Genomic DNA, 19,899 nt, shown 5'->3' with positions numbered 1-19,899 from the left:
GGACGGGATTCCCCCAATCTTAGTTAGCCAAACCGATTTTTGGGACGGGATTCCCCCAAGCTTAGTTAGCCAAGCCAATTTTAGGCATGGGATTCCCCCAATCTTAGTTAGCCAAGCCGATTTTAGGGACGGGATTCCCCCAAGCTTAGTTAGCCAAGCCAATTTTTGGGACGCAATTCCCCCAATCTTAGTTAACCAAGCCAATTTTTTGGACGTGATTCCCCCAATCTTAGTTAGCCAAGCCAATTTTTGCAATCCGTTTCCCCCTAATATCTGTAGCCATAATTGGCTTCTTTGTTACTGGATTTCGGCTAAAGACAGGCAGGGCGTGGCCATATTTAGCATTTTAGACAACTGGTAGACGCGCGGAGGCAGCAGGCCGTTTTCTTTCAGCAGCTGCTCATTTTCGAAAAAGCCCCGCGGCAGGCCATCGTAGGCGACTTGCCCACCGGCCATGACGCAGATCCGGCTGCCCATTTCGGCTACCCAGTCCATGTCGTGGCAGATCATGATGATCGTCTTTCCTTCATTAATTAACTCGTTAAAAAGCTGACTGACCAGCTGCCGGCTGGGGTAGTCCAGGCACATGAGCGGCTCGTCAAAGAGGTAGATGGCGGGGTCCAGGGCCAGCACCGTGGCCAGGGTCAAGAGTTTTTTATCCGACAAGGACAGGTCGTAAGGGTTCAGGCCCTTGAATTCGGTCAAACCCAACTTGTCCAGAGTCGAGATGGTTCTTTTCTCAACCTCGTCTTCTGGCATCTTCAGCTGCTCTAATCCCCAGGCTACTTCTTTATAAACGGTCGAGTTGAAGAGCTGGTCGTTGGGGTCCTGGAAGGTGTAGCCGATCTTGGTCAGGCGTCCCTTTGCTAAAAAGTCTTGCAAATTTTCCCCGTCAAAGTCAATCTCGCCATCAAAATCGATTAGACCAGCCACGGCCTTGAGCAGGGTGCTTTTGCCCGCGCCATTTTGCCCGATCAGGGTGGTCAGGCCGGGTGCAAAGACGTACTCTGGCAAATTCAAGGAAAAGGGGGAGCCAGGGTAGGAATATTGTAAATTCTTAATCGTGATTTCCATAAGCAGCAGCTTTCATTAATTCATCAGCGGTGACAGGATAGTGGCCGTCAAATTTGCAGCCCATTTTTTCTCCCATTAAAAAGGCTGCAGGTTTGGCAATTTCTTGGTCATTTGCAAATTTCATGAAAATGTCAGCTGGCTTGCCAGCCATTTGCAATTCGCCGTCTTCTAAGACCCACAATTGGTCGCAGACTTCCGCCAGGTCATCGATCTCGCTAGAAGCGATGATTACGGGGCAGTCCGACTCTTTCAGCCAGGCAAAAAAGTGCTGCCGGCCAAGCGGGTCCATCTGGCTGGTCGGGTCATCGAGCAAGAGTAGGTCAGGCTTTAAGGCAATGATGGAGGCGATAGCCAGGCGCTGGATCTGCCCGCCCGACAAAGCGGTTGGGGCCTGGTCTAAAAAATCTTCCAAGTCTAATTTTTGTGCGACGGCTTGAACCCTTTTTTCAATTTCTGCTTCTTCTAGTCCTTGGTTGTAAAGTCCAAAGGCGATTTCGTCAAAAACAGTGTCGGCCATGCCAGATAGTTGGCTAGCCGGATCTTGCAAAACTAGGCCAATTTGCTTACTGGCCAGCCAATTTACTAAATCTTGACCGTCCAAAGCGATTGTGCCGCTTTTTTCCGTCGGGATGACCTGGTCCAAGACGCCGGCCAGGAGGTAGAGCAGGGTGCTTTTGCCGGCGTGGCTGGGGCCGATTAGGCCAACCTTGTTGATCTCGCTGTGTAAGGTGAGCTTTTTTAAAGCTAGCTCGTCAAAACCGGCGTAGTTTAAGTTGACCTGGTCGAAGGCTACTTGCAGATGATTTCCCATATTTTCACTCCTACTAATACTAGGCTTAAAGCCGCTAGCAACCGGTGGCAGGCCCGGTCTTGCCAATAAGTTCTGTCTGATTTTGGCACCCGGCGGACCGGGCTATCGAAGCCGCGCAGCTGCAAGGAAATGGACCGGTTCATGGCTTCTTGGAAACTTTTGACGATGAGTGGCACCAGGACTGGCATTAAGGTCTTTGCCTTTGACCACAGGCTTTTAGCCGGCTGAATGCCGCGCGCTTTTTGGGCAAAGCGGATTTTTTGCAGGTTGCGGTGCATCTGGGGCAGAATGTAGCAAACCGACATCAAGACGTAGACCTGTTTGAAAGAGAGTCCGCTTTTTTCCAAATAACGGGAATTTTCAGAAAGCGTAGTTGTTTCGATGAAAAAGCTCGTAGAAAAAATGATCACCAAGATGCGGGAACCTAGGAGCAGAGCATGCTTCAGTCCTTCTTGGTAAAAGTCGATCGTTCCCAAGTGAAAGGCGACTGTTTGGTTGCTGGGCCAAAAAAGGCCTTGGATGACTACCATGGTAACGATGATAAAGAGGCTGAAAGCCGTCATCGCCCACAGGGACTTTTTAGTCGGCAGGGCGAAAACTAGAGCGAGGGTGAAGACCAAAACGATGCCGGCTTCGACCAGGTTCTGGGCACAAAAGGCAGCCAGGGTGAAAAAGAGGATCAAGAGGAGCTTGGTCACGGGGTCAACGCTAGCCGTCCAATTTGCGTTGGAACTAGCAGACTTGGCCGCGTCCATTAACGGTTCCCCTTGAAAAAGAATACTAGGCGCTTAGGCATTTGCTTGTAGATGAGGTAGGCCAAGTAGGCGACGATGACCTTGTCGAGTAGGTCCAAGACGAATTCGTCGGCAAAAGAAGCAATCCAGATGCTTACGTGGTGGGCAGTCATGTAGGCAAAAAGCGCGTCGCCCCAAGCAATGCCGGTTTGCCCGCCCCAGAAGATCACGTTCAAAGGCGTTGAGATAACGGCTGAAACCAGGGCAATGACGAGGGCAGCTGGCAGGACCTTGCTGGCCTTGTCGAAGTAGCCTTTTTCATAAAGAATGCCGACAGCCAGGCCAATGCCGATGCTGGTTAAGCAGTAGACGGTGGAGATTGGCGACAGGGTTAGGCCATAGATGATGTTGTTGATGAAACCGCTGATGGCGCCGGCGACGGGGCCGGCCAGCATGCTGGCTAAAAAGGTGCCAAGTGACCCCAGCCAAACCGGGAGCTTCAAGCCTTCGGCGAAGGCCTTTGCCACATAGTTGATGCCGACAGCGGCCGGGATCAGGGTCATCGTTGCCGCCGTCAGGCGAAACTTCCACATACTGTGATTTTCATTCTTAGCTTCCATGAATTAAATACCTCGTTTGAGAAATAGATTGCTTGCTATGTCTCATTAGCTGCGCAGGAAAATGAGCAACCATCTTATAAAAGTAAAGGTAACCTTTACTTTTATCTAGGTGATTTACTGAAATAGTAGCACTGCTTTTAGGTGTTGACAAGTTCCTTTTTACACATTTTTAACGGGAATATCATTTCGAGTTTAATAATCAAGCGGTTACAATGGCGGTAAAATTGGAGATTAGGTTTTGGGGAAGAATTTTGTATTTGGTAAAAAGATCACAAGGACCGGGATAGATTAGTTACTAAAAAGTGCGGCGTGGTTCCGCAAATTTTAGAAACTGTATGCATAGCGCTTGTAGCTAACCAAGGTGAATGCTATGTTAAAGATATAACCTTGCTATTATTTTCGGGAGAAAAAGCAAATGGAAAAAGAGGAAAAATCGCTAAGAAGCTACTTCACCGCCCAGTGGAAACCCCTGGCCGTAGTGACGGTTTCTGGCATTATCTACAACGTCGGCATGGCGGCCGGGCCCTGGTTTGAAGGGCAGCTGGCCCAGTGCCTGCTCAATATCTTGGAGAAAAAGACAACCTATTTCACCATGGTCCGCCTGGCTCTAGGCTATGTTTTGACCATTTTCCTGGTCCAGTTCATGCGCTACTTAAAGCGTCTTTATGTCCGCAAGTTTGCCAACCGGACAATTTTGACCCTGCGGAGCCAGCTTTACTATGCTTTGCTGACTGGGCAAAAGCAGACCGATATCGGGGACGTGATGACTAAGGCCTTGTCTGACGCGGATGACTGCGCGGAAGGGATGCGGAAGTTTACGACGGAAATTTTTGACACAGGCGTGGTCATGGTCGTTTATCTTTGCATGCTATTTGCTTATGACTGGCGGTTGACCCTGCTCGTCTTGATCTTCCCGCCGCTAGCCTATGTTTTGGCAGCCGGCTTGAAAAAGCCCGTCACCACTAGCGTGGCCAATGCCAAAAAGGCAACAGGGGAGCTTAACAAGGCGACTTTAGACCGGACGCAAAACGCCTTAACTTACCGGATTTTTGGCGTTGAAGACAGCCAAAATCGCCACTACGAAAGGTATCTGAAGAACTACGAGCAAAAGCAGATCAAGGCTGGCGTCTTGATCAACGTGGCTGAGCCGCTTTATTACATTGTTTCTTCCATCAGCTTTATTTTGATTATTTATTTAGGTGGCAAAAATGTCCTGGGCCAGGGCTGGCAAGCCTGGAACCTGGCAGCTTTTTCCACTTATTTGGCTTGCTTTGGTAAGCTGGCTGTTAAGTCCTCCCACGCTGCCAACCTCTTTAATGCCGTGCAAAAAGCGGAGGTATCTTGGCACCGGATCAAGCCGCTCTTAAATCAAGAAGCGGCCCCAACAAAGCAGGTTGCTAAGAGCGGGGACTTACAAATCAAGGACTTGGCCTTTTCCTGGGATCAAAAGCCGCTTTTGCAAAAAGTCAGCCTCACTGCGAAACCAGGCCAAATCGTGGGCATTACGGGACCTGTTGCTTGCGGCAAGTCGACTTTGGGAAGGATTTTTTTGGAAAAAATTCCTTACAAAGGTTCTGCTAGCTTGGGCGGACAGGAGGTTAAGGACTTATTGGATAAAGTGGTCCTCTGCTCCTACCAAGGGCACCAGCCCCAGCTTTTCTCAGCCTCAATTGCCGATAATATAACTCTGGGGCAAAAAGAAGATCTAACCCTAGACCAGGTGTTAGGCGATGCCGATCTGACTCCCGACTTAAAGGAAATGCCTAATGGCGCAGATACCGAAGTGGGTGACCGCGCTCAGCTTTTGTCAGGTGGGCAAGCCGCCCGCGTTGCTTTAGCTCGGGCTCTTTACTTTAAGCGGCCGCTCTTAGTTTTAGACGATCCCTTTGCCAGCGTCGATGAGGACACTGCTCAGCATATCTTGGCTGCCTTGAAGGCAAACTACCAAGATCGGATTACCTTGCTGATTTCTCACCGGTTAGAGTTCTTTCCGCAGCTGGATTCCGTTCTTTATCTAGATGGTGACCAGACCCGTTTTGGAACTCATGCTGAATTAATCGCCGAATCGCCGGGTTACCGTAAGCTCTTTGAAGGGGGTGAGCCAAATGCCAAGTAAAAAAGCGTCGCCAATCAAGGTTTTCGCCAAAGCCATTGGCCACTATCCTGGACTGACTCTATGTTTAATCTTAGTTATCGTGCTGGATGTGGTGGCTGCCTTAGCGCCGCCGCTTCTTTTAGGGAAAATCGTCGACAGCCTGACGACTACTTCTGCTCAGTTGCTTTTGTATAGCGGTTTAGCTTATTTTGCTAGCTTGCTTTTGACCAAGCTGCTGGAGGCGGTCCGCGAGGGGATGATTACTGTTTGGGGCGAAAAATTGACCCACGAAATTCGCTCGCAGATGGCTGCCAAATTAAAAAAGCTGCCGGCTAGCTACTACGCCCAAGAGGGGAGCGGCAGTCTGGTATCACGCTTTGTCAACGATGTTGATACTCTGGAAGACCTTTTTTCATCTGGAATCGTCAACATGATTGCTGACTTGGCGTCAGTCATCGGGATTGTGGTGGTCATCTTTAGTAAAAGCGTGGGACTTGGCATTTTACTCTTGCTCTTTTTGCCGATCGTCTGGCTCTTTACGGTTAAGATCCAGCAAAAGTCATACAGAGCCCAGTTGGACAACCGGGAGGCAATCGCTGACGCTGACCGGGTTCTGCCGGAAACAACGGCCAACCTCTTGACCATCCACCTCTACCGGGCGCAAAGCTTCATGAAGCACCACTATGAAAAAATCCTCAAGAGAAGCTTTGATGCTATGCAGCAGTCTAACTTCTGTGACTCCGTTTATTCACCAGTCGTCATCTTCATCCAAGCAGTCTTAACCGGCTTGATGCTTCTGCTTGCCAGTCTGGGCGGGCCTTGGCAGAGCTTTTTCGGCATCAGTGCCGGGACAGCCGTCGCCATCATTGCCTACGTCGGCCAGGTCTTTACCCCGCTGTCCTCAATCGGGATGGAAATCCAAAACATCCAAGCCGCGGCGGCCGGCAGCCAGCGGATTGCCAACTTTTTAAGCGCGGAGGAGCGGCCTGAAGAGACTGAAAGTTTAGGAAATAACGCTAAAGCTGAAAGAAGCAATAGTCATCCTGCCATTGAGATCAAAGATCTAACTTTTTCCTACCCGAATGGCAAAAAGATTTTTGACCACTTTAACTTGGTGATTCGTGAAGGAGAGAAGGTCACCCTGAAAGGGCGGACCGGTGCCGGCAAGAGCACCCTTTTTAAGTTGATCTTGGGCCTATATGCTCCGCAAGGAGGAAGCATCAAGATTTTAGGTCAAGACGTCCAGACCCTGCCAGATAGCCAAAGGCGCCAGCTTTACGGCTGCGTTGAGCAGACTTTTCAGCTGATCGACGGGAATCTGGGCGAGCAGATCAGCCTAAGAGATCCAGCGATTAGCGATCAAGAAATCTGGCAGGCACTGGAAACTGTGGGCCTGGCCGATGCGGTTAAAAAGCTGCCGGATGGCCTAAACAGCCACGTGACCAATGCGACATTTTCCCATGGTCAAATGCAGCTGCTGACCATTGCCCGGGCGATTTCAGCCAAGCCGCGCCTGCTTTTATTTGATGAAATTACGGCTAATTTAGACCGGGAAACCGAAAATCGCCTGCTGAAAGCACTGGAGAGGGCCAGCCAGGGCAAGACTCTTTTGTCCATTTCTCATCGGACCGAGTTGCTTAAGGATGGGCGGATTATTGAGATTAAAAGAAATAATCACAATTAGCTAATTGCTGTTATCTAATAACTTCTATAAAAGATCTAGTTTATTTCCAACTAAATATAGCTAAATCACCTAAAACCAGTAAGATAGAGCTTTTCACAAGATAATCACTATCCTATAATTAAGGTGACGTTCGATTGCCATCTGCTGTTTGCCTTATTACAACAAGTGGTATGGCTTTTTCCTAGTAATCCTTAGCTTTAGATTTGTCAGGTAATTATTATCCTCAGAAGACGCTGGTTTAGACAGTCGTCTTGGTACAACTATGTAGTTAACGAAACTAGCGGCCAGCTCTTTTGAAGGAGCCAGACTGATGAGTTAACAGGTCTGGCCAACCGGATGGCCTTGCGTGAGGACTTCCCCAATTACCTTCGGCAAAACTTGGGCATTGCCATGATCGACTTGGATGACTTCAAGTATTTTAACGACCATTACGGACACGCTATGGGGGTGACGAAGCCCTGATTATTGCCACAGGCACAGAAGAGAATGATTTTGTCGAGCAGCTGCTCTTAGTCCAGTGGAACTATGCTAAAATGAACAAGAACCTGGAAAGCCCAGCCACTTTGAGCATCGGCTACTGCACCGGGATAGTTGATTCTGAAGAAGAGCTAGAGAATAATAAGTGAGGATCCATGTATACTTACCAAAGACCAGAAGATATCAAGATTTACCGCTATTTGACCTTAGACGCAGTCAACGCTGCCTTAGCCAAGCTGAAGGCGGAAAAGGGCATTGTCCTAGAAGCCCAGGCAACGGTGGGCACGGCTGGCAATTTTGTCACAGAAAACAACGGCGTTTATGACATTGATTACCAACTGGTGGTCAGCAAGCTGCCAGAAGATTTGTCAGCAGCTGAGCTTTTAGAAACCGTTAAAGAGGTATTGCCAAGAGAAATGGCCAGCAAGTTTGAAGCTGGTCGTTCTTGTGACCGAGCTCTGACCTTTTTACACCGGGCCAAAAAATCCGGCAAGGTCAACTTTAAGGTTGACTTGACTGTTGTAAAAAAGGCCGACGGGGAAGAAAGCCGCTTAGTTGAAAAAGACGGTCAGGGCGCCTGGAGTGAATCCTTCAACTACCGCTTTTTGACGATTGAAGAAGAAACCATCAAGGACTGGGACCAGTGGGAAGACGTTCGAGAAGAATATTTGAAGCTGAAAAATGACCACCCTGACGACTTGTCCATTGACCTCTACCGGCAGGCAGTGGAAAATATTTACGGTTAGTTTTTTAAAAAAAGAAAAAATAGATTTCGGAATGAGAAAAGTGACTGAAGAAAAGAAACGTAGAGAAATCAAGTTAATCGCAACCGACATGGACGGCACATTGGTCAATGATCAAAAAGAAGTGCCGGCATCTTTTGATAACTGGGTCTTGTCTCACCCAGACCAGCAGATGGTGATCGCCAGTGGCCGGCCTTATTACACCAACGAAGAGCTTTTTTCCAAGATCAAGGACCACTTGATCTTTATCGGCGATAACGGCGGCGTCATCTACCAGCAAGGAAAAGTGCTAGCTAAGAGCGGCTTGACCAGCGAAGAAGCGGCCTTTTACCTGGATTTATTTAAGGACGACCCGATCGCCAGCCCAATCTTATGCGGGCTGAAGGAGGGGATCAGCCATGATCCAAAAGACGACAAGCTCTTTTTAAAGCAGCTGGACACTTACTACATCAAGCGCCGCTACGCTGAAGACTTGGCGAAGGAAGTGGACAGCGACGAGATTATCAAGGTTTCCGTCTACTTCGGTGACCGGGATGCCGAAAGCCGCTTTAAGAAGTTGCCGCCGATGCCGGCCGACATGGATGCCGTTTTGGCGGGCCCAGAATGGATTGACTTCGTCAATAAAGAGGCCAATAAGGGCACAGCCTTGACCAAGATTGCCGAAATGAAGGGCATTCCAAAGGACGAAGTCCTGGCTTTTGGCGATTACTTGAACGATTACACCATGCTTGAGGCGGCTGGCCTGTCTTACGCCATGGTCAACGGCCACCCAGATTTAAAGGCGATTGCCGACGAGATCGCCCCAAGCAACAACGAAGAAGGGGTCATGCAGGTCTTGCGGCATCTGTTTGACTAAAGAAAAAGTAAATAGACCAAAGAAAAAGCTTGGTTCACCAGTGGTGAATCAAGCTTTTCGTTTTGCCAAAAAAGTAAAAATTCTTGTTCGGCTTGCGTTCTGAACTTTTGTTCGATATACTTAACTTGTCAAGGGTCAAGGCTACTTCTTGATCTGCCCCTTAGACTTTTTATACCAGTAATAAAGGCCAAATGGTACCAAGTTTTCGCTCCCATTCAGGATCCGCTTGATGTTGGTCCGGTGGCTCCACCAAATCAGGATAACCAAGACGCCAGACATGATAGTCAAGAAGCTGTCATGGAAAAAGAAGCTGGAAATAAAGATCAAGATGACTGAAATCAAGCTGCTCATGGATACCATGCTAGTGATGAGCAAGAGCGGAATGAAGAAGCAGGCGCACAGGCCAAAGAACTTCACATTGTAGCCTAAGAGAAAACCAGCTGTCGTCGCTACGGCCTTGCCGCCCCTAAATTTGAGGAAGATGGAGAAGGCATGGCCCAAGATGGCTGCCGCCCCGAAGACCAAGCAGTAGTGGTGATCGCCTAGATGGAAGATCACTGGCAGGCTGGTCGCCAGGGTCCCTTTGAAGAAGTCCACTAAGAAGACGATGGTACCGGCTTTTGGTCCTAAAACCCGAAAAGTATTGGTCGTTCCGATGTTATGTGAGCCGTACTCACGGATATCTTTGTGGTAAAATAGTTTTCCGACTAGCACGCCCGTCGGAAATGAACCGATCAAATATGCTAAAATTAGTAGTAATGCAAATTTTATTGCAAACATTTTATCAACTCCGTTTATTCTGTCTTAGTTATTTTAACAAATAACGGCCATAATTGATATGATGTTCAACAAACTTGGAGAGGATGTATATTTTTGGCAAAGAATACCTATGACGATTCTTCAATCCAGATCCTGCATGGCCTGGAAGCCGTCCGCAAGCGGCCCGGTATGTACATTGGATCAACCGATATTCATGGCTTAAACCAGTTAGTCTATGAAATCGTCGACAACTCTGTCGATGAAGCCATGGCTGGCTACGGCAAGGAAATCAACGTTACCATTCATGAGGACAACTCGGTCACCGTGCAAGACTTTGGGCGGGGGATGCCGACGGGGATGCACGCTTCCGGCCGGCCAACCATCGAAGTCATCTTAACAGTTCTGCACGCCGGTGGGAAGTTCACTGAACAAAACTACAAGACTTCAGGTGGTCTGCACGGGGTTGGATCCTCTGTCGTTAACGCTCTGTCCACCTACATGAAGGTGCACGTGGTCCGCAATGGCAAAGCTTATGAAGAAGAATTCCAAAATGGGGGCCAGCCAATCGGTACCTTGAAGTGCCTGGGCAAGACCAATGAAAAGACCGGGACGACCATTACCTTTAAGCCGGACCCGATGATTTTTTCAACGACTAAGTACAACTACGAGACCATCGCTGAAAGAATCCGGGAATCTGCCTTCTTGCTCAAAGGCGTTAAGTTTACCCTGACCGACGAACGGGAGCCAAATCACCACGAGGTCTTCCAGTTCGATGATGGGATTGAAAGCTTTGTTTCCTACTTGAACGAAGGCAAGGGGACCATCGGCAAGGTCTTTTACTTTGAAGGCCAGCAAGATGACATGGAAGTGGAATTCGCCGGCCAATACAGCGATTCTTACTCAGAAAACTTCGTGTCTTTTGTTAACAACGTTCGCACCGCTGATGGTGGTTCTCACGAAGTGGGGGCTAGAAGCGGCTTTACCCGGGCCTTTAACGACTATGCCAAAAAGCAGGGCCTGCTAGGCAAAAAGGACAAGCTGGACGGGTCAGACTACAGAGAAGGCCTTAGCGCAGTTTTGTCCATCAAGATTCCAGAAGAATTGCTGGAATTTGAAGGGCAGACCAAGGGCAAGCTGGGGACCCCGCAAGCTCGAAGCGTGGTCGACTCCATCGTCTACGAAAAGATGTCCTACTACCTGATGGAAAACGGGGAATGGGCCCAGGAACTGGTTAAAAAGGCTCAGAGGGCTAGAGATGCCAGAGAAGCAGCCAAGAAGGCTAGAGACGAATCTCGAAACGGCAAAAAGCGCCGCAAGAAGGAAGTTTTGTCGGGTAAATTAACTCCCGCTCAATCCCGTAACCCCAAGAAAAACGAACTCTTCTTGGTCGAAGGGGACTCCGCCGGTGGGTCTGCCAAGCAGGGGAGAGACCGGCGCTTCCAAGCCATTTTGCCTTTGCGCGGGAAAGTTTTGAACACCCAAAGAGCCAAACTGGCTGACATCTTCAAAAACGAAGAAATCAACACCATGATCCACACCATTGGTGCCGGCGTTGGCACGGAATTCAAGGTGGAAGACTCCAACTACGACAAAGTCATCATCATGACTGACGCGGACGACGACGGGGCCCACATCCAGATTCTGCTCTTGACCTTCTTCTACCGCTACATGCGGCCGATGATTGAGCAAGGCAAGATCTATATCGCCCTGCCGCCGCTTTACCGCATTAGTAAGAAAGACACCAACCTTTACGCTTGGACCGACGAAGAACGGGACGAAGACGAAAAGAAGGTTGGCAAGGGCTATGCTCTTCAGCGGTTTAAGGGGTTAGGTGAAATGAACGCTGACCAGCTCTGGGAGACGACCATGAACCCAGAAAGCCGGATGCTGATTAGAGTCAGGATTGACGATGCGCAGCTGGCTGAACGCCGGGTAACGACTCTGATGGGTGACCAGGCCAGTGCCAGAAGAAAGTGGATCGAGGAGAACGTCAAGTTCCGCCTCGGGGATGAAGAATCGATTTTAGACAAAGTTAACAACTAGGAAAGGTGGTTATTAGATGCCGGAAACTCAGGAACGAATTCGGGAGATGCCTCTTGAACAAGTGATGGGAGAAAGGTTTGGCCGCTACTCAAAATACATTATTCAAGAAAGAGCCCTGCCCGACATTCGTGACGGCTTAAAGCCGGTCCAGCGCCGGATTCTCTATGCCATGTACCGGGATGGCAATACGGCTGACAAGCCGTTTAAGAAGGCTGCGAAGGCCGTCGGTAACATCATGGGTAACTATCACCCGCACGGGGATAGTTCCATTTATGGCGCCTTGGTCTTCCTGTCTCAAGACTGGAAGATGAGAGAGCCCCTGATCGAAATGCACGGGAACAACGGGTCCATGGACGGGGACAGCCCGGCTGCCATGCGTTATACCGAATCTCGCTTGTCCAAGATTTCCAATGTCTTGCTGGAAGACATCGACAAAGAAACGGTGCCGATGGTCTTGAACTTCGACGACACGGCCTATGAGCCAACCGTTTTGCCAGCGCGGTTCCCAAACCTGTTGGTCAACGGGTCAACCGGGATTTCCTCAGGTTACGCTACGGAAATTCCGCCCCACAACTTAAGTGAAGTTTTAGATGCGACCATTCATCTCTTGAAGCACCCAGATGCTTCTTTAGACGACTTGATGGAATTCATCAAGGGGCCGGACTTTCCAACTGGCGGGATCGTCATGGGCACCAAGGGGATCAAGGATGCCTACCTGACGGGCAAGGGCCGGATCCAGGTCCGGGCCAAGACCCAGATTGAAGAAATCCGCGGCCACCGCCAGCAGATTGTGGTGACGGAAGTCCCTTACCTGGTCAACAAGGCCCAACTGGTCAAGAAGATCGATGAAATCCGGGTCAGCCGGGACTTAGATGGGATCAGCGAAGTTCGGGATGAAACCGACCGCCACGGTTTGTCCATCGTCATCGAACTGAAAAAAGACGCCGATGCCCAAAACATCCTCAACTACCTGCTGAAAAACACCGACTTGCAGGTTTCCTACAACTTCAACATGGTCGCTATCGACCACATGACCCCGGTCCAAGTTGGTTTAAAGCGAATCTTAGAAGCATATCTAGAACATGCTCAAGAAGTTTTGACTAAGCGGACGAAGTTTGACTTAGGCAAGGCTAAGGATAGATTGGAAATTATCCAAGGCTTGATCAAGGCCATGTCGATCCTCGACCAAGTTATCAAGACCATCCGGGCTTCCAAGAACAAGGCGGATGCCAAGAAGAACCTGGTTAAGGAATTTGATTTTTCAGAAAGACAAGCTGAAGCTATCGTCAGCTTGCAGCTGTATCGCTTGACCAACACCGACGTCTTGGCTCTGCAGAAAGAACAAAAGGAGCTGGAAGCCAAGATTGCGGCTTTTGAAAAAATTTTGGCGGATCCGAAGGTGCTGCAAAAAGAAATCATCAAGGAACTGACTGCGGTTAAGAAAGAATTCGGCAACCCGCGCCGGACCCAGATCAGTGATGAAACTGCCAAGGTCGAAATCGACGAAAAGGCCCTGATCGCTGAAGAAGACGTAAGAGTTTTGGTCAGCCGGGACGGCTACATCAAGCGCTCATCTATGCGGTCCTACCAATCTACTGAGTCTGGCGATAATGGCTTGCCAGAAACCGACCGGGTGGTCTATGAAGGCACCTTGTCGACATTGACCAACCTTTATCTCTTCACTAATTACGGGAACTTGATCTACCGGCCAGTCCACGAACTGACGGAAACCAAGTGGAAGGATGTTGGTCAGCACCTGTCCCAGGAACTGGGCTTAGCCGCTGATGAACAAATCATTCAAGTTTACGCCTTAGAAAAATTGGACGATGAAGATGCAGCCTTCTTAATGGCAACCAACGACGGCTTTATTAAGCAAGTGGCCTTAAAGGACCTGCAACCAACCAGAACCTACCGCTCACGTGCGATCATGGCCATGAAGCTGAAGTCGGACACGTCCCGCGTTATTTCGGTTGACCTGGTCAAGGCAAGTGAAGAAAGAGAAGTTGTGCTTTTGACCAACCAAGCCTTTGGCCTCAGATATGACTTGTCAGAAGTTCCAATGATTGGGGCTAGAGCTGCTGGGGTCAAGTCCATCAACTTGAAAGACGACGACTACGTCGTTGCCTGCTATGCCTTTGACCCAGCCTATGAAGACCTCTTAAAGCTGGGGCTGGTTACCCAAAGAGGGGCCTTCAAGCAGATGAAGCTGGATCTGATCGGTAAGACGACCCGGGCTAAGCGGGGCGTACTAGTGCTGCGAAACCTTAAGACCAAGCCGCACCGGCTGGTAGCTGCCAAGTTCTACGGCCAAGACCACGAACTGACCCTGATCACCTCCAGCATGAGAAAGCAGGTCATCCGGACTTGCGACCACCCATTGGGTGACCGGCAGTCAAATGGCTCCTTCGTCATCGACGTGACGACCGACGGTGAGCCAAGAGAATTACTCTTGGGCAAGCCACTAACCAGCGCTGAAGCCGATGCCAGCCGCCTTTTTTAAGCAAGCATTAGACAGATAAGATAAGAAATAAGAAAAAAGCTTAAAAGCTATAAAAAGAATGCAAAAAATGATAAACAAATCTCTTGTTTTCTAGTAGACTTAAATAAGAGAGAAAAAAATTAGCTTTTTAGAAGGGAAATTCCAAGATGGAAAAAGAACTTATTTTTGGTCACAGAAACCCAGACACTGACGCAATCGGCACTGCCATTGCTTACTCATACTTCCAAAACCAAAAGGGCTACAACACTGAAGCTGTAGCCTTGGGCGAAGCCAATGACGAAACCAGCTTTGCCTTGAAGAAGTTTGGCTTTGAAGCACCACGTGTTGTGAAGACGGTTGCTAACGAAGTTAACGCAATTATGCTGGTTGACCACAACGAACCACAACAAAGCGTTGAAGACCGCGACAAGGTTAAGGTTACCCACGTTATCGACCACCACCGGATCAGCAACTTTGCAACCATCGACCCACTTTACTACCGGGCAGAACCAGTTGGCTGTACTTCAACTGTTTTGTGGGAAATGTTCAAGGAACAAGACATGGAAATCCCAGCTAACATTGCTGGTATTATGTTAAGTGCCATTATTTCTGATACCTTGCTGTTGAAGTCACCAACCACTACTGACATCGACAAGGAAGCTGTCGAAGATCTGGCTAAGATTGCTGGCGTTGACTACAAGGAATACGGCTTGGAACTCTTGAAGGCCGGCACCAACATTGCTGCTAAGTCAGTTGAAGAATTGATCGACCTGGACGCTAAGAGCTTTGAACTTGGCGGCAAGACTGCCCGCATCGGTCAAATCAACGTTGTTGACGTTCCAGAAGCTTTGGAACGGAAAGACGGCTTCCTCAAGGCCATGACTGATGCAAGCAAGGAAAACGGCTACGACTTGTTCATGTTGGTAATCACTAACGTTTTGGACTCAGACTCAGAAGTTCTCTTCGTTGGCGATGACGAAAGCAAGGAAGTCTTCAAGAAGGCCTTTGGCAAGGAATTGGTTGACTCAGAAGCTCACCTGCCAGGCGTTGTTTCACGTAAGAAGCAAATCGTTCCTCCACTTACCCGTGCTTTTGAAGCTTAATTGGTAGATTGTAGGACCAAATTAAATAATAGTAAAAAGCCACTAAGTTAATTTGGTGGCTTTTTGCATGCTCAAATTAGCATTTTTACCAAAAAATTGGTAAAATTTTTAATAGAAGAGTAAAGGCTTACATGAAGGAGCAAGTTATGGGCTATAAGTTAATTGCTAGCGATTTAGATGAGACCCTGATTGGGCATGACCGGAAAATCAACCAGCGCAATCTTGATGCAATTCGGAAGTTTACTGAGCAAGGTGGCAAATTTGTGCCGACCACTGGCCGTGGCTTTGTGTCCATTCAAGAAGACACTCTGGAAACTCTGGGTTTGCGCGGTTTAGAAGACCAGTATACGATTTCTTATAACGGCGGGATGATCAACGAAAATGATGGCAAGCTGTTTAAGCTGACCCCGCTGCCTTTTGACCTGGCGCAGGAGCTGTTTAAGAGAGGGCTGACCTACCCGGTTGGGATTCACGTATATACACCAGACACGGTTTACGTGATGAACATGACTGATGAAATGATGGAGGTTGTCGAAGGGCGCTTGAGAGTCACGGTATCCGAGGAAAAGAGTTTAGACTTTTTACGGGGCCAGCAGATCGTCAAGATATTATACGATAATCCTGATTTTGCCTATTTGAAAAGGATCCGGCAGGACTTTGAAGATGTCGAAGACCGGCTGGAAATCAGCTACTCCTCAAATCGCTACCTGGAATTTAACCCCAAGGGCGTTGATAAGGGGACTGGGCTTAAGTTACTGTGCGAAAAATTGGGCATTGACATCAAGGACACCATTGCCATCGGGGACAACTTTAACGACCTGGCCATGATTAAGGCAGCTGGTCTAGGTGCTGGTGTGGCCAATGTGGACCCAGATGTCGCCAAGGACTGCGACTATGTAGCGGAAAGCGACTGCGACCAAGGTGGCGTTGCTGAAATTATTGAAAAATTTGCTTTAAAATAAAAAGAAAACCTGCAACTTATGAAAAAGCTGCAGGTCTTTTTTCTACTCTAAGTCAAGTGATATTAGCGATTTTTATTTCATACGGATAATAGAAATGTTCCGATAGGGTGACTTGTTCTTCCGGTAGGAGAAGAACAGGTCTTCGTGTTCAGTCGTGCAATAAGGCGACACTTCAATATTTTCATCAGGTACCCCCAAGTTCAGGAGCTGCTGCTTGATCAGGCCCTTGGAGTCAAGGAGATAGTGGGTAGCGTCTTTTTTGAAATAAAAACTGGAGGTGTCAAAGGACATCTGCTTGACCAGGTCGATGATGTTGTCCATGGCTTCGAAATTCCGCTGCTCTAAACTAGGCCCGATGTAGGCGTGGAAGTAGCGGGGATCACAATTTTCCTGGTCAATCAGGTATTTAGTGGTCTTGCCCACGATTTCTTGCACGGTGCCCCGCCAGCCGGAGTGGATGGCGCTGATTAGCTCTTCACGCTCATGGTAAAGGAGAACTGGGCAGCAGTCGGCATGGAAGGTGAGGAGAGTCAGGCTCTTGTCCCGGGTGTAGGTGGCGTCAACGGCGTCCAGCTTCTTGGACACGGCCCGCATCCCTTCGCCGCCATCAGCCAGGGTGATCTGTTTCAAAACGTCGGTGTGCTTTTGGTTGGGTGCTACCATGTGGTCCAGATCGGTACCCAGGTACTCAGCTAATTTTTCCCGGTTGGCAATGACTTCGGCTTCTTGCCCAGGGATGAAGCCCATGTTAAAAAGTTTCCCGTCCTCATAGGCTGGAACGGTGTAGCCTTCTACTTTTTCATTATTGTAAGACCATGGAAGAAGTTTCATTAATGCCTCCTAATAGCACTGCTTGATGCCAGTTTCCAAAATTTCCAGTTGTTTCAACGTCTCCTCCGGCTTGACCAGGGGAGCTGCGCCGCTCACGATTGAGTCATAAACGGCCTCGTAGTAGCGGGAGTAGTCGACGTTGACCGTCTTGATCAGGTCTTCCACGTACTCGTCATGCTCATTATAGTAATAGGCCGTTCCGTAGTCGCGCTCGCGGTCAAGGCCAAAGTCGGGGTGGTCCGGCGTTGGCATGTAGAAGCGCTTCAGGTCGTATTCTTGCCGGTCTTCAGTGGCTTTTACTGCCGTAGACAGTGATTTTTGGCCGAGACTTGATGCGCATGTAAGAAGAGGAAACGTTGACCTTGAGAGGCGCATCGTAGTAGAGGTCGATGTCAAAATAGTCGTTCATCCGGCCCGATCCCAGCAGTTGCTTGACTTCCGCGTGGTAGTCATGCGGGATGCCAAAGTAGCTGATGGCCTGGTCCAGGGTGTGGCAGGCGTGCTGGTACAAGAAGGAGCCAAAGGGGTCAAATTTGCCAGCGTCAACCACGTCTTTGCGGTAATAGTCGTAGTGCATCTCGACTTCGTAAATGTCACCTAGGCGGCCGGATTCAATCACAGCTTGAGCAGTTAAGAAGTCGGAGTCAAAGCGGCGGTTTTGGATGCACATGCAAAGAAGACCTTTTTCCTTAGCTAGGTCAAAAAGCTCCTCGGCTTGTACCCGGCTTTCGGTAAAAGGCTTTTCGCAGACAACATTTTTGCCAGCCAGGAGCGTCTTTTTCGTATATTCATAGTGGAGGACGGGCAGGGAAATCACGACTAAGTCGATGTCTGGATCTTGGAGGACGTCATCGATGTTTTCGGTGTAGACGGCACCAGGTATCTGGTCCCACTTGACGTGGGAAAGGTTCCGGGCCCAGATGGTCTTGATGTGGAATTTGTCAGTTAATTTAGCAATGAAGGGGCCTTGGTAGCGGTGGGTGCTTTTGCCCGCGCCTAAAAAGCCGACTTGCAGGATTTGTTTGGTCATGGTGTTACCTCGTGTGTTAGTTAGGTTATATGTCTATCTTATCATTTTCCATATCTCAACACAGGTTATACAGTCTCCTTGATCCTTTTTCTTACGTCATTTCCTCAAAATGCCGTATACTACTATTAACGAAACAGAAGGAGAGAACAACAATGACTGATGTAACCACTGGCGCCACCGATGCCGCGAGCGCCGCATCCCTGATGGCTAAGCCTGAACCACAGAAAAACACTAACAGCCCTTGGCCGGGCCCGCCGGGGATGATTCCTGTGACCAACGGCCAGGCCGATGACGCCAACATCCACGCCCGCGCCTACCTGGACAGTTTGCTGGTCGAGATGCGGATCATCGATGCCGTCGAGCCTGATTTGGCCACGGAGATTATTGGCAAAAAGTATACCTCGCCCATGACCCTCGCTGCGGTCTCCCACCTGAATAAGGTTATGCCCGATAAGACTCGCAAGCCCATGCAGGAAAAAGTCCAAGCTGCCAAAAAGCTTGGCGTTCTCAACTGGATCGGGATGGAACCTGACGACGAGTATGCCGAAATCGTCGAAGACGCTGGCCCAACTGTCCGCATCATCAAGCCTTTTGCCGACCATGAGCAAATCTACCAAGAGATTAAGACGGCGGAGCGCCTTGGCGCGGTTGCTGTCGGGATCGACATTGACCATGTGCCGGGGACCGATGGCCACTATGACGTGGTCGACGGCATCCCGCTTGGCCCAATCACGGCCGCTGACCTGGGGGAGTACGCTGCCCAAACCGATCTGCCTTTTATCGCAAAAGGCGTTTTGTCCATTCAGGATGCTCTGAAGGCCCAAGAGGCGGGCTGTGCAGGGATCGTCGTTTCCCACCACCATGGCCGTTTGCCGTTTGGCGTTCCGCCACTAGCAGTTTTGCCGGAAATCCGGGATGCATTGAAGGGCAGCGGGATGACCATATTTGCTGACGGATCACTCATGTCTGGCTACGACGCATACAAGGCTCTAGCTTTGGGCGCTGATGCGGTTTTGATAGGCCGCGCAATTTTGCCAGAACTTTTGCAAGATGGCAGCAAGGGCGTTGAGAAAAAATTTGCCCAGCTGACCGCCCAGCTCCGCGAAATGATGATGTACACGGGCGTGTCCGACACCAGCTCTTTTGACCCAACCGTTTTGCGGCGGGTGTAATATTAATTGTTGTCACACCAAGCAATTTGTTTGCTTGGTGTTTTTATTTTTTCTGAAAGGTGTAGGAATTAGAAAAATATGCACCTTTCTTCGTAAATTTGATGTGACCCCCAAAATTGGGACAAATTAGTATTACGCCGTTAAGGTTGTTAAAACATGATTCCGATATTCAATCGGGGTCATGTTTTTTCGTCCTGTCTTGATTCTTACGTTGTTGTAGTAATCGATGTATTTGTGAATAGCTTGCTCAAGCTCATTTAAGTCCTTGTATTTATGTTCTTGGCCGTAGAACATCTCACGCTTAAGAATGCCGAAGAAGCCTTCCATTAAGCCGTCATCAAGAGAATTACCCAACCTGGACATACTTTGATCGATCCCTCTGTTTGCCAGAGCGGCTTGATATGCTTGGTGCTGATATTGCCAGCC

The 19,899-nt window shown here is 49.1% G+C and carries 17 protein-coding genes and 1 pseudogene; 10 read left to right on the top strand and 8 right to left on the bottom strand.

Features of this window, described 5'->3' with window-relative positions:
- Positions 1-297: 297 nt before the first annotated feature.
- From FC20_RS07055 to FC20_RS07040, 4 genes are read right to left on the bottom strand one after another with little or no spacing between them, the layout of a single operon-like run.
- Positions 298-1,074, bottom strand: coding sequence for an energy-coupling factor ABC transporter ATP-binding protein (locus tag FC20_RS07055; RefSeq protein ID WP_008460051.1), 777 nt, complete (start codon positions 1,072-1,074; stop codon positions 298-300).
- Positions 1,058-1,885 (bottom strand): energy-coupling factor ABC transporter ATP-binding protein, encoded by an 828-nt coding sequence (locus FC20_RS07050; RefSeq protein WP_008460053.1) that lies wholly within the window; start codon positions 1,883-1,885, stop codon positions 1,058-1,060. Before FC20_RS07050 ends, FC20_RS07055 begins: the two co-directional genes overlap by 17 nt.
- Positions 1,864-2,640: an energy-coupling factor transporter transmembrane component T gene (locus tag FC20_RS07045; protein WP_008460055.1), complete on the bottom strand. Its 777-nt coding sequence runs from the start codon at positions 2,638-2,640 to the stop codon at positions 1,864-1,866. Before FC20_RS07045 ends, FC20_RS07050 begins: the two co-directional genes overlap by 22 nt.
- A complete protein-coding gene (locus tag FC20_RS07040) occupies positions 2,640-3,239 on the bottom strand; it encodes an ECF transporter S component (RefSeq protein ID WP_008460058.1) in 600 nt (199 codons plus the stop codon). Before FC20_RS07040 ends, FC20_RS07045 begins: the two co-directional genes overlap by 1 nt.
- 415 nt (positions 3,240-3,654) lie before the next feature.
- On the opposite strand from FC20_RS07040, the gene FC20_RS07035 reads away from it, so the two are divergent.
- The 5 genes from FC20_RS07035 (at position 3,655) to FC20_RS07020 (ending at position 9,094) form a co-directional block, all read left to right on the top strand.
- Positions 3,655-5,355, top strand: coding sequence for an ABC transporter ATP-binding protein (locus FC20_RS07035; protein ID WP_056945356.1), 1,701 nt, complete (start codon positions 3,655-3,657; stop codon positions 5,353-5,355).
- Positions 5,345-7,018, top strand: a complete 1,674-nt coding sequence (locus tag FC20_RS07030; RefSeq protein ID WP_056945355.1) for an ABC transporter ATP-binding protein — start codon at positions 5,345-5,347, stop codon at positions 7,016-7,018. Before FC20_RS07035 ends, FC20_RS07030 begins: the two co-directional genes overlap by 11 nt.
- Before the next feature lie 336 nt (positions 7,019-7,354).
- Positions 7,355-7,480 (top strand): diguanylate cyclase domain-containing protein, encoded by a 126-nt coding sequence (locus FC20_RS10880; RefSeq protein WP_008462722.1) that lies wholly within the window; start codon positions 7,355-7,357, stop codon positions 7,478-7,480.
- 170 nt (positions 7,481-7,650) lie between these two features.
- A complete protein-coding gene (locus tag FC20_RS07025; protein ID WP_008462719.1) occupies positions 7,651-8,241 on the top strand; it encodes a hypothetical protein in 591 nt (196 codons plus the stop codon).
- A 31-nt stretch (positions 8,242-8,272) separates the two neighbouring features.
- Complete coding sequence (locus FC20_RS07020) at positions 8,273-9,094, top strand: HAD family hydrolase (RefSeq protein WP_056945354.1); 822 nt, start codon at positions 8,273-8,275, stop codon at positions 9,092-9,094.
- 141 nt (positions 9,095-9,235) lie between these two features.
- Here FC20_RS07020 and plsY read toward each other — a convergent pair whose 3' ends face one another.
- Positions 9,236-9,874 carry a glycerol-3-phosphate 1-O-acyltransferase PlsY gene (gene plsY, locus FC20_RS07015; RefSeq protein ID WP_008460529.1) on the bottom strand — a complete coding sequence of 213 codons (639 nt, stop codon included), beginning with the start codon at positions 9,872-9,874 and terminating at the stop codon, positions 9,236-9,238.
- Positions 9,875-9,967: 93 nt separating this feature from the next.
- Here plsY and parE point away from each other — a divergent pair, with 93 nt between their 5' ends.
- The 4 genes from parE (at position 9,968) to FC20_RS06995 (ending at position 16,440) form a co-directional block, all read left to right on the top strand.
- Positions 9,968-11,896, top strand: coding sequence for a DNA topoisomerase IV subunit B (gene parE, locus FC20_RS07010; RefSeq protein ID WP_008460527.1), 1,929 nt, complete (start codon positions 9,968-9,970; stop codon positions 11,894-11,896).
- A 16-nt stretch (positions 11,897-11,912) separates the two neighbouring features.
- Positions 11,913-14,396: a DNA topoisomerase IV subunit A gene (gene parC / locus FC20_RS07005; RefSeq protein ID WP_008460524.1), complete on the top strand. Its 2,484-nt coding sequence runs from the start codon at positions 11,913-11,915 to the stop codon at positions 14,394-14,396.
- A 146-nt stretch (positions 14,397-14,542) separates the two neighbouring features.
- The gene (locus FC20_RS07000; RefSeq protein WP_008460522.1) at positions 14,543-15,478 is read left to right on the top strand and encodes a manganese-dependent inorganic pyrophosphatase; all 936 of its coding nucleotides are present in this window, start codon (positions 14,543-14,545) and stop codon (positions 15,476-15,478) included.
- A 146-nt stretch (positions 15,479-15,624) separates the two neighbouring features.
- Positions 15,625-16,440 (top strand): Cof-type HAD-IIB family hydrolase, encoded by an 816-nt coding sequence (locus FC20_RS06995; protein ID WP_008460520.1) that lies wholly within the window; start codon positions 15,625-15,627, stop codon positions 16,438-16,440.
- Between the two features lie 72 nt (positions 16,441-16,512).
- Here the strand turns inward: FC20_RS06995 and pgeF are convergent, their stop codons facing one another.
- Positions 16,513-17,271, bottom strand: a complete 759-nt coding sequence (gene pgeF / locus FC20_RS06990; protein ID WP_008460518.1) for a peptidoglycan editing factor PgeF — start codon at positions 17,269-17,271, stop codon at positions 16,513-16,515.
- Between the two features lie 9 nt (positions 17,272-17,280).
- Positions 17,281-18,289, bottom strand: a pseudogene (locus FC20_RS06985) (Gfo/Idh/MocA family oxidoreductase).
- A gap of 164 nt (positions 18,290-18,453) precedes the next feature.
- Here FC20_RS06985 and FC20_RS06980 point away from each other — a divergent pair.
- The gene (locus FC20_RS06980; protein ID WP_008460513.1) at positions 18,454-19,473 is read left to right on the top strand and encodes an FMN-dependent dehydrogenase; all 1,020 of its coding nucleotides are present in this window, start codon (positions 18,454-18,456) and stop codon (positions 19,471-19,473) included.
- A gap of 132 nt (positions 19,474-19,605) precedes the next feature.
- Here the strand turns inward: FC20_RS06980 and FC20_RS06975 are convergent.
- On the bottom strand, positions 19,606-19,899 hold a 294-nt coding region (locus FC20_RS06975), incomplete at its 5' end, for an IS3 family transposase (protein WP_156402960.1).

The organism is Lactobacillus equicursoris DSM 19284 = JCM 14600 = CIP 110162 (assembly GCF_001434815.1).
GTDB lineage: Bacteria > Bacillota > Bacilli > Lactobacillales > Lactobacillaceae > Lactobacillus > Lactobacillus equicursoris.
Note: the sequence above shows the minus strand (reverse complement) of the source record. Positions and strands in the feature narration are given on the sequence as shown.

What these genes read in the sequence shown, in the direction of transcription:
- FC20_RS06995 (WP_008460520.1), top strand. Translation starts at nt 15,625, where the DNA reads ATGGGCTATAAGTTAATTGCTAGCGATTTAGATGAGACCCTGATTGGG.
- FC20_RS07035 (WP_056945356.1), top strand. Translation starts at nt 3,655, where the DNA reads ATGGAAAAAGAGGAAAAATCGCTAAGAAGCTACTTCACCGCCCAGTGG.
- FC20_RS07025 (WP_008462719.1), top strand. Translation starts at nt 7,651, where the DNA reads ATGTATACTTACCAAAGACCAGAAGATATCAAGATTTACCGCTATTTG.
- FC20_RS07020 (WP_056945354.1), top strand. Translation starts at nt 8,273, where the DNA reads ATGAGAAAAGTGACTGAAGAAAAGAAACGTAGAGAAATCAAGTTAATC.
- FC20_RS07030 (WP_056945355.1), top strand. Translation starts at nt 5,345, where the DNA reads ATGCCAAGTAAAAAAGCGTCGCCAATCAAGGTTTTCGCCAAAGCCATT.
- FC20_RS07050 (WP_008460053.1), bottom strand. Translation starts at nt 1,885, where the DNA reads ATGGGAAATCATCTGCAAGTAGCCTTCGACCAGGTCAACTTAAACTAC.
- FC20_RS07000 (WP_008460522.1), top strand. Translation starts at nt 14,543, where the DNA reads ATGGAAAAAGAACTTATTTTTGGTCACAGAAACCCAGACACTGACGCA.
- plsY (WP_008460529.1), bottom strand. Translation starts at nt 9,874, where the DNA reads ATGTTTGCAATAAAATTTGCATTACTACTAATTTTAGCATATTTGATC.
- FC20_RS07040 (WP_008460058.1), bottom strand. Translation starts at nt 3,239, where the DNA reads ATGGAAGCTAAGAATGAAAATCACAGTATGTGGAAGTTTCGCCTGACG.
- FC20_RS06980 (WP_008460513.1), top strand. Translation starts at nt 18,454, where the DNA reads ATGACTGATGTAACCACTGGCGCCACCGATGCCGCGAGCGCCGCATCC.
- FC20_RS07045 (WP_008460055.1), bottom strand. Translation starts at nt 2,640, where the DNA reads ATGGACGCGGCCAAGTCTGCTAGTTCCAACGCAAATTGGACGGCTAGC.
- FC20_RS10880 (WP_008462722.1), top strand. Translation starts at nt 7,355, where the DNA reads ATGGCCTTGCGTGAGGACTTCCCCAATTACCTTCGGCAAAACTTGGGC.
- pgeF (WP_008460518.1), bottom strand. Translation starts at nt 17,271, where the DNA reads ATGAAACTTCTTCCATGGTCTTACAATAATGAAAAAGTAGAAGGCTAC.
- parC (WP_008460524.1), top strand. Translation starts at nt 11,913, where the DNA reads ATGCCGGAAACTCAGGAACGAATTCGGGAGATGCCTCTTGAACAAGTG.
- FC20_RS07055 (WP_008460051.1), bottom strand. Translation starts at nt 1,074, where the DNA reads ATGGAAATCACGATTAAGAATTTACAATATTCCTACCCTGGCTCCCCC.